Below are 14,778 nucleotides of genomic sequence, written 5' to 3' on the forward strand. Positions count from 1 at the left end.
GTGAAGTTGCCGGAAGGCCCGCCTGATGCCCCGGTCTTCCAGATATACGGACCTCTCAGTCTGGCCTCAAAGGATCAGATTGTGCGTCCGATCATTTTTCCAAAAGCCCCCTTACAGATGCTCGAAGAGGCTCGACAAGAGCTGGAGTCAAAGCTGCCTTCGATCAACCTGGCAGACGCAGATCAGTTTCTCTGGTTGTATTACACCTGCGAGTTTCTCGAACAAATTACAGCCGATAGCTCGGATGAATTGAAAGCGCAGCTGGAGCAGAGCTTTGCCGCTGCTGGTCTGTCTTCTCATTACAACAAACGGCAAACCGAACAAATGTGGCAGGCTGTTCGAAAGCTGAAAATCGACATGTCGCCCGAAGCGTTCAGCGAATGCATAGATGAGATGAGTGAAATCAGCACTCCCATGCGTTTCAAACTGACCCAACACCTGGTCAGAGACATTAATGAACTCAGTTTTCGCAAAGTGCCCCACCCTAACGGTGATCCGGCCATAAGAGTTGATGCTTTTCAGCTGGAGTTTCTTGAGCAGGTCAAAGCTACCGACGAATTAATGGAAGACCTGGGCTTTGAGATCGATGACCCCGACGAAAGCGACTATCCCCTGGAAGCCAGAGCAAATCTGGTGGATGTCAGGGAGAAGCTTGAGGACGAACTGTTAACTTACAGCACAGAACATGAGTCTTTTGCTCAGCTGGTTGACCAACTGAAAGAGGTTGACCCTATTGCAATCAGAGAGAAAGTCAGCGACGGGAAAACACCTACTCAGGAAGAGTTACAGGCCATTATCGCAGCCAAAAAGCAGAAACTGGAAGTAGCACGGCACCTCGGGAGAAAATGGGGAGACTCCCTCCTGCTGGATGGACGTAACTGGCCAGACGACGATGCCAGGCAGACGTTATCGAAACTTTATGATCTTGCCAGTCTTAACAGCCCTGTCATTGATGCCCACCTTAACCAATGGATTCTGGATAAACATCACGAAGCAGAATACCACCCACAGGTCGTCATCGATGGTTCGGACATTCACGGCCTGCTGGCGGCATTGACACAAGTTGAAGCAGGCGCTGATGTCACCCTGTTATTGAGTGTCGAGCCCCTCCATACTCCCACCGGGACACTGCGGTTAGACCCACAATGGATGGAAGCATTACGCTTTTATCTCGGTAGTGAGTTTGACTCACTGTTTACCCGACTGCCGGCCCATGAACAGCATTCGCCTCAAAACAATTCACCTCAAAACAATGACAAAAACTCAGGACGGCTTGACCCGGACGGGTTTGGAGAAATTTCAGCAGACACCCTGCATCAGGCCCTCTGGGCTCAGGTTCTTGATATGGCAAGGCTTGATTCATCACCCCTTCAAATGGTCTCCAATACCGGGGTTGTCGATATTGAAGCGCCTGATCAGCAAGATGGAAAATACCTTGTTCATCTGGAACATCAGGACGAGCAGAACACCCACAGCAACAAAGTCCCTGTTGACCTCCTGATCAATGCCGACGCAGTGCCTAACGCTGCCAGTGCTGGCTATCTGGAAACAGAAAGCGTCGACAATGCATTCCATGAGGCTGTCAAAGGGGAGCCCTTCAAGCCACCAAAGCGCATAGCGTGTCGATGTGAATTTTCATTACCCCAGTCGCCAACTCTGATCGAACCTCCGGCAAAGAGTCCTTTCAATGTTACGGTGATCGACCCGTCATTCAGCGACGCTCTGGTCAAACATTTGCGGGCGAGACTGGGTCATGAGGCGCCCGCACTGCCCGGAGTGAGAAAGAACGTTCTGGCCGGTATCCGGCTCAATCTGATCGAAAGGAAGGGGAAGGAAGGTTTTGAGAACAACCGTCAGTACTTACTTTCAGAGGAATTGGAAAAGCTCCACCTCGCAATAAAAAATAAACCGTTGCCGTTGAAAACGGTTCACACCGAAAGCCGACAATCCATCCAGATTGATATGGAGCTCCCCCGACCACTGTGCCAATTTCTTCAGGCGGCAGAGGCTTCCCTTCAATATCTGGCCACTCCTGAAGAGTCAGGAGCAATACGTCGGGAGATTCTGGCGGCCTGGTTTGAAACGGTAGCGGAGCGGATGGAACTGCCCAAACGGGGCATCCGGCCGGAGCACTTGAGACAAAAGTCCCTGTCTACTTTTTCACCGGTAAAGACGGTTCTATCTCCCGCCGTTGAAACCCTTGAGTCTGATAACAGCATTCTCACTCTCACGGCTATTGGCGCCACAGCCATCAAAAAGCCATTATATCCCGAAGCTGGCCAGACCTCGGCCAGAGAACATGTCTTCCACTGTCAGGCGCTCACTGAAAAACTCTCGGAGCACCACACCCCTGAGGGTCATCTGAAGGACCCTGAAAACCTGCTGGAAGACACAGAAGATATGGAACAAGAGTACGGTTTTCTGCAAAATTTTGTCCTGAAAGACGATTAATCCTGCAAGAACCTCATCCTTTATTAGACTTTAGGGTTCCTCTCCTTCGAACACTAATAATTGAATGAGGTTGTATTAATTATGTCCAGTCATCTGGAAAACCCGACTGCACTCAGGCAATGGACCGCAAGACTGGCTGTTCCCCTGTCGTTCTGCGCACTCCTGCTGGTGATCTCTCTGCCTCTGGAGGGCCTGACCGCTTATGGCCAGATCATGCTGGGCATTCTGGTCATGGCGGTCATCCTCTGGGTAACTGAAGCCCTGGCTTACCCCATCAGTGCCCTGCTCATTGCGGCACTGGTTACTCTATTGACAGGTGTTGTCCCCAGCAGTGAAACCGGTACCATTCTGGGTACCAGTAAAGCACTGGGGCTGGCCATGAAAGGCTTTTCATCGCCCAGCATCATTGTTATAGCCGGTGCCCTGATCATGGCCGCCGCTATGCAGTCCACTGAGCTGGATAAACGTATAGCTCTGGCAATTCTGTCGCGCATTCGCCCCAGTCACGGCGCCATCATTGCCGGCTGCCTCCTGGTCGGCGTGGTATTCTCCTTTATGATACCTTCACCCACGGGGCGTACTGCTGTTCAGGTTCCCATTCTGGCAGGAGTGATCGCCACACTGGGTCTGGACCCTAAAAGCCGTCTGGCGGCGGTACTGATCATGGGGGCTGCCCAGGTCAGTACCATATGGAATGTCGGCGTCATGACGGCGACCGGCCACAATGTGGCAGGCCTTGAGTTGATGCATGAACACAGTGGCTTCACCATGACCTGGATTCAATGGCTGATCCATGCCGGCCCCTGGTCAGCCCTGATGACCGTCATCCTGTATTTCATTTTGAAAGCTGAGGTAAAAGGGCACTCGCTGAAAGATGACATCAGCCGTTGCCTGCACACCTCTTCCGAACCCTGGTCTTTCCAACAGAAGAAACTGGCTCTGTTTACCGTTCTGCTGATCAGCCTGTGGGTGACAGAAGGTACGCTTCACCACATTACCGTTCCAGCCACCATGTTGTTGATGTCCGTTTGCCTGCTGTTGCCCGGAACAGGCGTCTTTGAGAGCTGGAAAGATATTGAGAAGCGCATTCCCTGGGGCGTCATCGTCATGTTTGGCGTCAGCATTAGTCTGGGTCAACAATTGGTCAGTACAGGCGCCGCTGCCTGGCTGGCAGAACGCTGTTTCTCATCCATGGAAATCCACACCATGACGTTGGCCCTGCTAGTGTTTGCGATGACGTTGTTTACGGTGGTCATGCATTTGGGGTTTGCTTCGGCAATGAGCCTGACCGTGGCATTACTGCCAGTGTTCCTGGCTTTCACCGACACCCTGCCAGACACTATGATGCATAACGCCATGGGGCTGGTGCTTCTGCAACTCTTTGCCGTAAGCTTTGGTATGATCCTGCCGGTGAATTCCCCCCAAAACATGGTGGCCTATTCTACAGGCACCTTCCAGGCGAAAACATTTGCACGGATCGGCTTGCTGCTGACTCTGGCCTGTCTGCTGACCTTTGTACTCTTCTCCATGACCTGGTGGCAGTGGACCGGACTCTTGTCTCCGGCTCAGTAAATAAACCAGAGTGTGAAGTCGCCTGTTTCTTTACCTGAAGATTTGCGGTAGGTTTCACACTCTCATACCACCCGATTTCCAGCCTATGTCCATCCCTGCTCAAGAACCTTTCTGGCGCACCAAAAGCCTGGAGGCCATGACCCGTAATGAATGGGAGTCTCTTTGTGATGGCTGCGGGCGTTGCTGTCTGAACAAACTCATTGACGACAACACCCAGGAGATTTATACCGTGGCCATCTCCTGCAAATTACTGGATCTGCCAACGGGGCGTTGTCAAAACTACAAACATCGCCGCAAGTTTGTGCCCGACTGTATTATGCTCACCCCCAAGACCATGCACGAACACCTCCCATGGCTGCCCGACAGCTGTGCATACCGGTTATTGCATGAGGGCTATGATCTTCCGGAATGGCACCCTCTGGTCACGGGTGATCCGGATTCAGTGCACAAAGCAGGTTTTTCGGTCAAAGCAAAACCGATCGTATCCGAAGAAGAGGTGCCAGACCCCTCAGACTGGTTTGATTACATTATTTGTAAAGGATGACTGACCATCAGGCTTTCCCCATAAAGGTGCCCATAATGTCCCGGGCTTCATCCGACTTAAGTCGTTCGGCAAAAAGAGTGCCTTCATCGGTCAGTCTTTTTTCCACATCACTGCGGTATGACTGCTTAAGCAGCTGTTTTGTGTACTTTAATGCTTCTTTCGGCTTGGTGGCCAACTCTTCCGCCTTGGCCAGAGCATGTTCAAAAATATGGTCGGTATCCACCGCTTCGTTAGCAATTCCATAATCCCGGGCTGTTTCTGCATCAAAAAAATCTCCCAGCATCAGCAGTTCTGCAGCACGCTGATGACCCATCACTTGGGGTAGCAGAAGACTGGAAGCAGCCTCTGGCACCAGGGCCAGATTCACAAACGGCAATCTCAGCTTGGCGTTTTTAGCAATGTAAACCAGGTCACTGTGTAACAACATGGTGACGCCAACACCGACAGCGACACCGCTGACCGCTGCCACCAGAGGCTTTTCCAAAGCAACCAGCTGACGAAGGAAAGTCATTACCGGGGAATCAAGACCCACACCTTCTTTCAGAAAGTCACCCAGGTCATTGCCTGCTGTGAAGGCATCCGTATATCCCTGAATCAGGACGACACGAACAGCATCATTGTTATCTGCATCGGCCAGCGCCCTCGCCATATCGGCATACATGACACTGGTCAGAGCATTCTTTTTGTCCGGTCTGTTCATGGTCACAACCAGAACCGGACCCTTTTGCTCAAGCACTACATTATTTTCAGACAAATTCACCACCTTTGAGAGTTGTTTTCTTATTTTACTGAGCCCGCTGGCTCAATTGTGCGTCAGACAATAGCAGCCATCGGCCAGTGAAACTATAGACTAACTCCATAACCCAACCTCAATAGTGATAGGGAAAGCGAGAAAAGTCCTTGGGTCTCTTATCCAGGAAGGCATCACGACCTTCTCTGGCTTCTTCAGTGCCATAGGCCAGCCGAGTCGCTTCACCAGCAAACAGCTGCTGGCCAACCATACCATCATCAGTCATGTTCAAGCCAAACTTCATCATACGGACGGCTGTGGGGGATTTCTCGCCAATTATCCCGGCCCATTCCAGCGCCAATGCTTCCAGCTTTGCGTGAGGCACCACTTTATTGACCATGCCCATTTCAAAGGCTTCCTGAGCGGAGTAATCCAGTCCCAGAAAGAAGATTTCACGGGCCCGCTTTTGTCCAACCATCTTGGCCAGATAAGCTGAGCCATAACCCGAATCAAAGCTGGCCACATCCAGATCGGTTTGCTTGAAAACAGCGTGCTCTGCAGAAGCCAGTGTCAGGTCGCAGACAACATGCAGGCTATGTCCACCTCCTGCAGCCCAGCCGGGCACAACCGCCATCACTACCTTGGGCATAAACCGGATCAGTCGCTGAACCTCGAGAATATGCAAACGTCCCAGACGAGCCGGATCGACCTCATCCCGGGGCAAGCCCTCATACTTGTAACCGTCTTTGCCACGAATACGCTGGTCTCCTCCGGAACAGAAAGCCCAACCCCGATCTTTCGGTGACGGACCGTTGCCTGTCAGAATCACAACGCCTATATCGCTGGAGATTCTCGCATGCTCAAGCGCCCGGAACAGTTCATCCACCGTTTTGGGCCGAAAAGCATTGCGACACTCGGGTCGGTTAAAGGCAATTCTCACGGTTCCCTGATGTCTGGCCCGGTGATAAGTGATGTCTTCGAATTCAAACCCATCTACTTCCTGCCAATGTTCCGGATTGAAGATTTCAGAAACCATAAGACCTCCCGAGGCACGTATGCCATAGCAACAAAAGATTTTAGCGAACAATTGTCGCACAACGGCCAAACAGCGCCAGTACCTGATTCACATAACAACTATTATACAGAAGCCCGCCGGACAGACTGAATCATAGCCCTGTCGACGGGTTATGAAAAACCTTCACCATGAGTTGTTTTTTGTAAATCAAAGCAATATCCAAGAGAGCTTTATATAAAAATCAGATATGATCTGCGAATATCTTACAACACATAAAAACCTGACCCACCTAAGAGCCTCAGGGTATACAGGAATAATACTCACGGAGTTATAACAATGGCCACGGTGCAAGAAATCTTTGATGAGATGCCCAGACGTTTTGTTGCCGATGCAGCAGTAGGGCAACAACTGATTTTTCAGTTTGATATCACGGACGGAGATACCTATCACGTCGCCATTGATAACGGCACTTGTCGTGTGGTCAAGGGTACCAGTGATGACTCCAATGTCACCTTAATCACCGACAGTGAATCTTTTGTCGGTATCATGACCGGTGAACTGGACGGCATGCAGGCCTTCATGGCTGGCAAGGTTCGCACTGAAGGCAATATGATGCTGGCGACCAAACTCAACGACTTTTTTCGCAGCGAATGACCTTTTCCTGAGTTGACGACCTCCCGGACCTGTTGAATATCAGCAGGTCTTGGTCTCTCTATCGGCCCTACTGTTTGATTGGTATCATAGTACCCAATTTGACGTAAAAACCTATTTTCAATTCCCTTCCAAGCACGAGTGCAGTTTTATGAGTGATCAGTCTCTGGTTTCGGACTTTAAACAGGCCATGCAGGAACTGGCAGCGTCCGTCAACGTCATTACTTCTCAACATGACGGATCAAGAAACGGTCTTACCGCCACAGCCGTATGCTCTTTATCCATGGAACCCGTTTCCATGCTGGTTTGCATCCATAAAGACGTACAGGCACTGGCAGAAATCAGAGCCAGCGGTTATTTCTGTATCAATGTCCTGAGCACAGACCAGCAGAGTGTGTCTGATGTTTTTGCCGGCAGCACCGGTGCCAGAGGCGAGCAACGATTTCTGGAAGCAGGTAACTGGACAAGCTCTCAATCCGGAGCACCTATGCTGGACGACGCTTTGGCCAGTGTCGTCTGCGAACTGGAGGAAATCAATACATCAGGCACACACTCTATCTGTATTGGCCATGTTCGCGAGGTTCGCCTGAACCGCGGCTCATCGCCTCTGATTTATGCCCGACAACAATACGGCACTCTCACCGAGCTGCCTGAAACAGAAAAAGCCGCCTGAATATGATAGATTCCGGAACACAGATTAACTGACCTGTGCTTCGGAACTCATCGTACGATTCTTCCGATCGCAGTGAAGTTTATCTTCCACTATCAACGCCCACCCACAAAATCACAAAAAGCCTATGAGCCGTATTCAACAAACTCTGGCAGCGATAGACAAGCTGCATGAACAAGACCCTGAAACCATCGAAGGCAAAGCCAAAGAACTGATCTATGCAGAGAATATGTCCGCATGGCTCGATAAGTTATGTCCGGATGCCTCCGAAGAACTGCAGATTGCCGTTCGCAGCCAGCATCTTTGCCGTTGGGAAATTCCACGTTCAGAATTCCCGATGGATCGGCCTGGCTACCTTAAATGGCGGACAGAACTGGGCAAACTGCACGCCCGAAAAGCAGTCAAGGTCATGCAGGAAAATGGTTACAGTCAAGAGAGCTGCCAGCAGACCGAAAGTATCATTCGCAAACTGGGCATCAAGCGCAATGCTGAAGCCCAGACACTGGAAGACTGTGCCTGTCTGGTGTTTATCGAAACCGATTTCCTGAACTTTGCCAGACAGCATCCGGAAGATAAAGTGCTTCGAATCGTCCAGAAGACCTGGGCCAAAATGTCAGAACAGGCCCACCAGCAGGCGCTGGCAATGGATCTGCCTGCCGAAGCACTGAGCCTGATCCAGAAAGCACTGACTTAACACAAAACACAGGATTTCAATGAGCATACGTCTTGGCAAATTCATTCGGGAAGCTATCTTCACCCTGCTAATCGCGGCTATAGTCATGACGGCATACAACGTCTATCTGCAAAGAGACATGCCTTCGGGGGCGGCTCCGGAACTGCGCGCAATGCCTGTTAACGGAGCAGAAATCGACCTCTATAAACTGTCTGAAGAGAAACCGGTCCTGCTTTATTTCTGGGCCAGCTGGTGCCGGGTCTGTCACTGGGTCAGCCCTGCGGTCAGTGATTTATCAGAAGATCATCAGGTCGTTACCGTGGCCATGGTCTCAGGCGACAATGAGAGAGTGGCCCGATACCTCAATGCCAAAGATTTACACTTTCCCGTCATTAATGACCCTCAGGGCTCTACCAGCAGAGCCTGGAACGTCAGCGTGACGCCTGCCATTTTCATCATCAGAAAAGGTGAAATAAAGTCCATCACAACGGGCTTCACCACCAAGGCCGGAATGCTGGCAAGATTGTGGATAAATCGATAGGCTATCTGGTCGTTTAGTAATTATCTTTGATCTGAAATCACGGTTTCAGGATAATGGCTGATCAAAGTCAATCATTTTTCAGCCATGAAATACCCACGTTGTCTGGCATTAGGAACCTTGCTTCTCCTGATGTCGGGTTGTGCTACACACAGCACCTTATCGCCACCAAAAACTTCTCTGCCAACGACCTTTTCTCAGTCAGGCAATGAAGCTCAGACCAGCCTCTGGTGGCAAAGCTTTGACGACCCCCGGCTCAATAGCCTTATTGAAACAGCATTGACCAATAATTTCAGTCTGAAAGCAGCAACAGACAGACTTCGTCAGGCTGAAGCCGTTGCCAGACAGTCCGGAGCAACATCGGTGCCCACTATTGATGGAACCTTCGAAGGCCGCCACACCAAGCAGTCTTCCGGTAATGTTGAGCAATTTCAGATCGGATTGATGGCCAGCTATGAAGTAGATCTCTGGTCACGCCTTGCCGCCAGTGAAGCCTCTGCAACGTTCGAGCTTCTCGCCAGCCGCGAAGCACTCAACATTGCAACTATAACATTGTCGTCTGAGATAGCCCGTCAATGGTACGAGCTGGTCACCCAACAATCCCTGATCAAACTCTATGATCAGCAGATTGAAAACCTGAACCGTCAGCTGTCCGTGATTGAACTGCGATTCCGATACGGTCAGACGCAGGCAGAAGATCTGCTGCAACAGCAACAGCTTCTGGAAAATCTTAATGCCAAAAGACTAGCTGCCAGGCGTCAACAGCAACTGACTTCCCAACAGTTGGCTCTGTTGACCGGAGCCATCGAACTGCATTCAATCGATATCCCGAAAACGCCGGAACTGAAACCTTTACCCTCAACAGGCTTACCGGCTGACTTATTGAGTCGTCGTCCGGATCTCAGGCAGGCCTGGTTTTATGTCGAGCGTCAAAATCAGCAATTGATTGTGGCCGAGGCTGACCGGCTGCCTCAGATCAATCTCACGGCCTCACTGTTATCCACCAGCTCAAACTTCTCTTCTCTGGTGAATGACTGGGCAGGCCATCTGGCGGCGGGGCTGATCGCGCCCCTTTTTGATGGTGGACTGCGCAAAGCTGAAGTCGAACGTCAGCAAGCGGCTTTGAGCGAATCCCTGAATACTTATTCCCAAACGATTCTCGAAGCCTTTACGGAAGTGGAAACAGCATTGACCCGTGAACAGTCTGAGCAACAGCAACTACAAAGTATCGATAAACAATTGTCGTTAGCTATCAAGACAGAACAGTTCAAACTGACCCGGTATCAGAATGGTGACAGCACTTTCCTTGAAGTGTTAACCGCACAAAACAGCAGACTGGATCTGGAACAGCAGAAACTGATCAGCAAGGGCAATCTTCTGGCCGAGCGAATTCAACTTCACCGGGCTCTGGCGGGTGATCTGAATGCAGAAGAGCTCGTCCGGAATAAAAGCATGACAGGCACTGAACAAGACAAGGCTCAGCCCATAAACTGATATGAAAATGAATCCAACCACCCAACACCTGAGAAAGCCTGCTGCCCCCCTATTGATCCTTGCCATCTCGATTATTACAGCATGGCTGCTGATGACGACCTCTCCCAAAGCCAGTCGTGCCGAACCCGGGAAAAAATCCCAAATGGTCGAGACAGTTACGGTTGAGCAGCAAACCGTCAACATTCGTCTCAGGGGTCTGGGCACCGTTATCCCAAGTCAGTTTGTCACTCTTTATCCAGAGGTCAGTGGCAGGATAGACAGTATCCTTGATGGCCTGATGCCAGGCTCCCGTGTCAAGAAAGGTGAGCTGCTTGTGACTCTGGATCAGGATGAATATGAGATTCTTGTTCGGGAACAGGAAGCCGCTGTCGCTCAGGCATTGTCTGAATTGAAGCTGGAACAGGGTCAGCAGAATATCGCCCGGCAGGAGTACGAACTGACAGGCCATAAACTCTCCCCGGAAGAAGAGGCCCTGGTCCTTCGGCAACCTCAACTGGAAGCGGCTAAAGCAGGTTTAATCAGGGCTCAGGCGAGTCTGGATCAGGCAAAACTGAACCTTAGACGCACACAAATAACGGCACCGTTTAATAGCCAGGTCATTAACAACTCCGTTTACCCCGGTAGTCAGGTCAGCAACAGCACTGCCCTGATGAAGCTGATCTCAACTGACCGTTTCTGGATAGAGCTGGAAGTACCTGTCGAGCAGCTGAAATGGTTGAATTTTGCCAACGAACATTCCAGCGGCAGTTCTGTAGTAATCACCAGTCCTCAATGGAGTGGAGACTCTCGTCAGGGAAGGCTGATCTCTGTATCTCCCGAACTGAACGACGGATCTCTTATGGCAAAGGTCATTATTGAGATTGAGGACCCGCTGTCTCAAAGGGAAAAGAATAAGGGCAAGCCTCCTGTAATGGTGAATGATCTTCTTAGCGCAGAGATCGTGGGTAAAAAAGTGGACGACGCCTTTGTGGTGCCTGAAGCACTGATAAGAAACAGCAATCAGATCTGGGTGCTAACCCGGGGTAGCACCCTCGAAATTCGAACTTTATCACCTATCTATCGTGACTCAGGGAAAGCGATCTTGCTCTCTGGCCTTGAAGATGGCGACCAGCTGATCAGCTCTTCGCTGACGACACCTGTCAATGGCCTGCCACTGCGCACAGCAGAAAAGCCTATTTTTGAAGGTAAGCAGCCATGAGCGATATAAAAGCCATGAGCGATATGACTGAACATAAAGGCGCTATCGCGTGGATGGCTCGTGACAGGATCACTCCGAATCTATTGATGCTCTTTCTGATTATTGGTGGCCTGTTTGTCACATGGGACATCAAGAAAGAAATCATGCCTGAATTCAATGTTGACAGGATCGAAGTGGCTGTCAATTACTCAGGAGCAACACCCGAAGAGATTGATCTGGGCATTGTGTTACCTATTGAAAATGCCATCCGGGGCATTGAAGGCATTGATGAGATTAACTCTACGTCGGTTTCAGGCTCAGCCTCAATCACCGTCAAAGTGATGGAAGGATACGATGCCAACCAACTGTTACAGGATATTGATCAGGCAGTAAACCGAATCAGCACTCTGCCTGAAGAATCCGAAAAACCCCGGATATCCGTCAAAAGCCGTAAAAGAGACGTCATGGAAATCATGATCTACGGTGAGGTCGATAAGCGGATTTTGCGAACCGTAGCAGAAAACATTCGAGACCGTTTACAGCGAGATCCCGGACTCACCCAGATTGAACTGGATATGGAGCCCGGGCATGAGATCCGGATCAGTATCGATCAAGACCAGCTGCAACGCTATGGATTGACTCTGGCAGAGGTTTCTGAAGCCCTCAGCCAGCATGCTTTCGATCAAACTTCCGGAGAAATTAATGCTATCGGGGGCGACATCAGTGTCCGGGTTCAGGAACGTCGTGAACAGGCTGATGCTTTCCGTGATGTTCCGGTCAAAACATTGACCAGTGGCAGCACGCTAAAACTGGGAGACATTGCCACACTCACCCATGATTTCGACGACGATGGTACGGAGGCACGTTATAACGGTCAACTGGCAGCCGGACTGACCGTTTACCGTGTGGGTGAGCAAACGCCCGTCGGTGTATCGGATATCGTAAGAAATATTCTTCCTGAAATACGAGCGGAGCTGCCTCCCGGAGTGAATATCGAGATCACCGATGATGACTCGGTAAACTTCAAAAACCAGATGAATCTGCTGCTAAAAAATGCCTTTCTGGGACTGCTGCTGGTACTGGTTCTGCTGAGTCTGTTCCTGGAGTACCGTCTGGCGTTCTGGGTTACGATGGGAATTCCAACCTCTTTCCTGGGCGCCATGCTATTACTGCCCGGAATGGATGTTTCCATCAATATTATTTCGATGTTTGCCTTTATTATCGCCCTTGGGATTGTAGTGGATGATGCCATTATTGCCGGTGAAAACATCTACCATCGTCGTCAGGAAGGCATGAGTTTTTCCAGGGCCGCTATTCTCGGGGCCAAAGACGTCGCCGTACCACTGACGTTCAGTATCCTGACCAACATGGTGGCTTTTCTCCCGATTCTGACTCTCCCCGGCATGCTGGGCAAACTTCAACAGGCGACGCCGTTGGTGGTCATCAGCGTATTTGCCATCTCATGGATCGAGGCTCTGTTTATTCTCCCCGCCCATCTGGGGCAAACAAAAGACAGGCCAAAAGGCAAAATGGGTCAATGGCTGGACAACGTACAGCAAAGTATTGATAAACGTCTAATGTTGCTTATAAATACAAGATACAAGCCTGTGCTGAACAGCGTTCTTGATCGTAAATACCTGTCACTTGCCATTGCTATGGCTATTGTCGTGCTGGTCGGAGCCTGGCAGGCCAGCGGCAGACTGGGCTTTTATCTGATGCCCAGAACCGATGCCAGCTTTGTCAGGGTCACTGCCACTCACCCATACGGTAGTTCTGAAAGCAAAATCAGGGAAACGCTGGCCATCATTGAAGCTGGCGCACAGGAAGTGGCCCGGGAAAATGGCGGCGATAAACTGGTAAGCGGCCTTTCAACCATCATTGAGAACGACGTAATCAGAGTTTCTCTGAACCTGACTACTCCTGATGTACGCCCGATCAGTACTGCTCAAGTCGCTAACCTGTGGCGGAAAGCGAATGGCGAACTGACGGGGCTCCTGAGCATCACGTATAGTACGACAGGTCATGGTCCGGGAGGTGATCCTGCCCTGACCGTTGAACTCAGCCACACAGACACTGAGGTTCTTCGCCAGTCCAGTGAATTTCTCGTAGGGAAACTCGAACAATTTAGCGGAGTCACGGATATTTCCAGCAGTTTCGCCAGTGGTAATCCTCAGCTGGATATCCGCATCAGTGATGAAGGCATGGCTCTGGGGCTCACCGCTAACGATATTTCACGACAGTTGCGCAATGCTCTCTTTGGCATAACAGCCATAAAGCAGCAGGAAGGAAGAAACGAAGTCTCGGTGAAAGTCATGTTAAATGAAGCATTGAGGCAGAGTGAAGCCGATCTTCTCAATATGATGATCCGTACTGACGACGGCAGCTATATTCCTCTGACCCGTGTCGCAGCCATTGGCAAGAGTACTGCCCCATCAAGCGTAACCCGCAGAGATGGCAGCAGAACCGTTGATATTACCGCAGAAGTGAACCCGAGGGGTTCTACACCGCAGATCATCAGCTCTCTTCAAAACAATGTATTTGAGGAGCTTCAGGCTAAGTATCCGGGACTACAAATCGATCTGGGAGGAGACCAGAAACGTGCAGCAAAAAGCATGAGTGCGCTCTTGAAGTCGAGCCTGCTGGCCATGCTTTTGATCTACGCTCTGCTGGCTATACCTTTTCAGAGCTTTACCCAGCCACTACTGGTCATGGCAGCCATTCCTTTTGGGGTAGCAGGCGCTTTTTTGGGTCATATAATACTGGGCTACACCCTGAGCATGATCAGTTTTATGGGTATCATAGCGCTTTGTGGCGTTGTGGTGAACGACAGTCTCATTCTACTGACCACCTACAACGGACACAGAAAAGATGGAAAGGACTGGAGAGAAGCCATTAATCAGGCCGCAACCCGACGTTTCCGTCCTATTATTCTGACGACACTGACCACCTTTGGTGGATTGGCTCCAATGATTTTCGAGACTTCCCGTCAAGCACAGATGGTCATCCCCATGGCGATCTCTCTGGGCTTTGGCATTCTCTTTGCCACCTTTATCACTCTGGCGATCATTCCCTGTCTGATCGGTGCAGGGCATGACCTCAAGAGCTGGTTTCAGGAAAGTCGAGGGAAAGAACCCGCTTTGAGCTCAACTCCCTGATACAAAAAGGCCGCTGAAAAAAGCGGCCTTTCTGGTAGGTGTTAGTTTCACTAACATCAATGTCATGAACTTTCATGCTAAAACCGACTCTAAGCCGCAGAACCAATT

12 protein-coding genes are annotated in these 14,778 nt (G+C 50.5%); 10 read left to right on the forward strand and 2 right to left on the reverse strand.

Features of this window, described 5'->3' with window-relative positions:
• The 3 genes from KDK19_RS19580 to KDK19_RS19590 all read left to right on the forward strand — a co-directional run.
• Window positions 1–2,451: hypothetical protein (locus KDK19_RS19580; RefSeq protein WP_257292682.1), on the forward strand; the 2,451-nt coding region annotated here is incomplete at its 5' end.
• An 81-nt stretch (window positions 2,452–2,532) separates the two neighbouring features.
• On the forward strand, window positions 2,533–4,023 hold the full coding sequence (locus tag KDK19_RS19585; RefSeq protein ID WP_257276420.1) for an anion permease: 1,491 nt from the start codon (window positions 2,533–2,535) through the stop codon (window positions 4,021–4,023).
• Window positions 4,024–4,108: 85 nt separating this feature from the next.
• On the forward strand, window positions 4,109–4,567 hold the full coding sequence (locus KDK19_RS19590; protein ID WP_257280268.1) for a YcgN family cysteine cluster protein: 459 nt from the start codon (window positions 4,109–4,111) through the stop codon (window positions 4,565–4,567).
• Window positions 4,568–4,574: 7 nt separating this feature from the next.
• On the opposite strand, the gene KDK19_RS19595 is transcribed toward KDK19_RS19590, so the two are convergent.
• Together KDK19_RS19595 and KDK19_RS19600 are read right to left on the reverse strand one after the other, a co-directional pair.
• Window positions 4,575–5,321: an enoyl-CoA hydratase-related protein gene (locus tag KDK19_RS19595; RefSeq protein ID WP_257280269.1), complete on the reverse strand. Its 747-nt coding sequence runs from the start codon at window positions 5,319–5,321 to the stop codon at window positions 4,575–4,577.
• A 115-nt stretch (window positions 5,322–5,436) separates the two neighbouring features.
• Window positions 5,437–6,333 carry a 1,4-dihydroxy-2-naphthoyl-CoA synthase gene (locus tag KDK19_RS19600; RefSeq protein WP_257280270.1) on the reverse strand — a complete coding sequence of 299 codons (897 nt, stop codon included), beginning with the start codon at window positions 6,331–6,333 and terminating at the stop codon, window positions 5,437–5,439.
• Between the two features lie 309 nt (window positions 6,334–6,642).
• On the opposite strand from KDK19_RS19600, the gene KDK19_RS19605 reads away from it, so the two are divergent.
• The 7 genes from KDK19_RS19605 (at window position 6,643) to KDK19_RS19635 (ending at window position 14,670) form a co-directional block, all read left to right on the forward strand.
• Window positions 6,643–6,966, forward strand: coding sequence for an SCP2 sterol-binding domain-containing protein (locus KDK19_RS19605; RefSeq protein WP_257280294.1), 324 nt, complete (start codon window positions 6,643–6,645; stop codon window positions 6,964–6,966).
• 148 nt (window positions 6,967–7,114) lie between these two features.
• Window positions 7,115–7,636, forward strand: a complete 522-nt coding sequence (locus KDK19_RS19610; RefSeq protein WP_257280271.1) for a flavin reductase family protein — start codon at window positions 7,115–7,117, stop codon at window positions 7,634–7,636.
• 124 nt (window positions 7,637–7,760) lie between these two features.
• Window positions 7,761–8,327, forward strand: a complete 567-nt coding sequence (locus KDK19_RS19615) for a DUF4202 domain-containing protein (protein WP_257280272.1) — start codon at window positions 7,761–7,763, stop codon at window positions 8,325–8,327.
• Window positions 8,328–8,346: 19 nt separating this feature from the next.
• A complete protein-coding gene (locus KDK19_RS19620) occupies window positions 8,347–8,847 on the forward strand; it encodes a protein disulfide oxidoreductase (protein WP_257280273.1) in 501 nt (166 codons plus the stop codon).
• A gap of 84 nt (window positions 8,848–8,931) precedes the next feature.
• The gene (locus KDK19_RS19625; protein WP_257280274.1) at window positions 8,932–10,338 is read left to right on the forward strand and encodes an efflux transporter outer membrane subunit; all 1,407 of its coding nucleotides are present in this window, start codon (window positions 8,932–8,934) and stop codon (window positions 10,336–10,338) included.
• Between the two features lie 7 nt (window positions 10,339–10,345).
• Window positions 10,346–11,536 (forward strand): efflux RND transporter periplasmic adaptor subunit, encoded by a 1,191-nt coding sequence (locus tag KDK19_RS19630; protein WP_257280275.1) that lies wholly within the window; start codon window positions 10,346–10,348, stop codon window positions 11,534–11,536.
• On the forward strand, window positions 11,533–14,670 hold the full coding sequence (locus tag KDK19_RS19635) for an efflux RND transporter permease subunit (protein WP_257280276.1): 3,138 nt from the start codon (window positions 11,533–11,535) through the stop codon (window positions 14,668–14,670). Before KDK19_RS19630 ends, KDK19_RS19635 begins: the two co-directional genes overlap by 4 nt.
• Window positions 14,671–14,778 lie beyond the last annotated feature (108 nt).

The organism is Endozoicomonas sp. ONNA1 (genome assembly GCF_024606325.1).
GTDB lineage: Bacteria > Pseudomonadota > Gammaproteobacteria > Pseudomonadales > Endozoicomonadaceae > Endozoicomonas_A.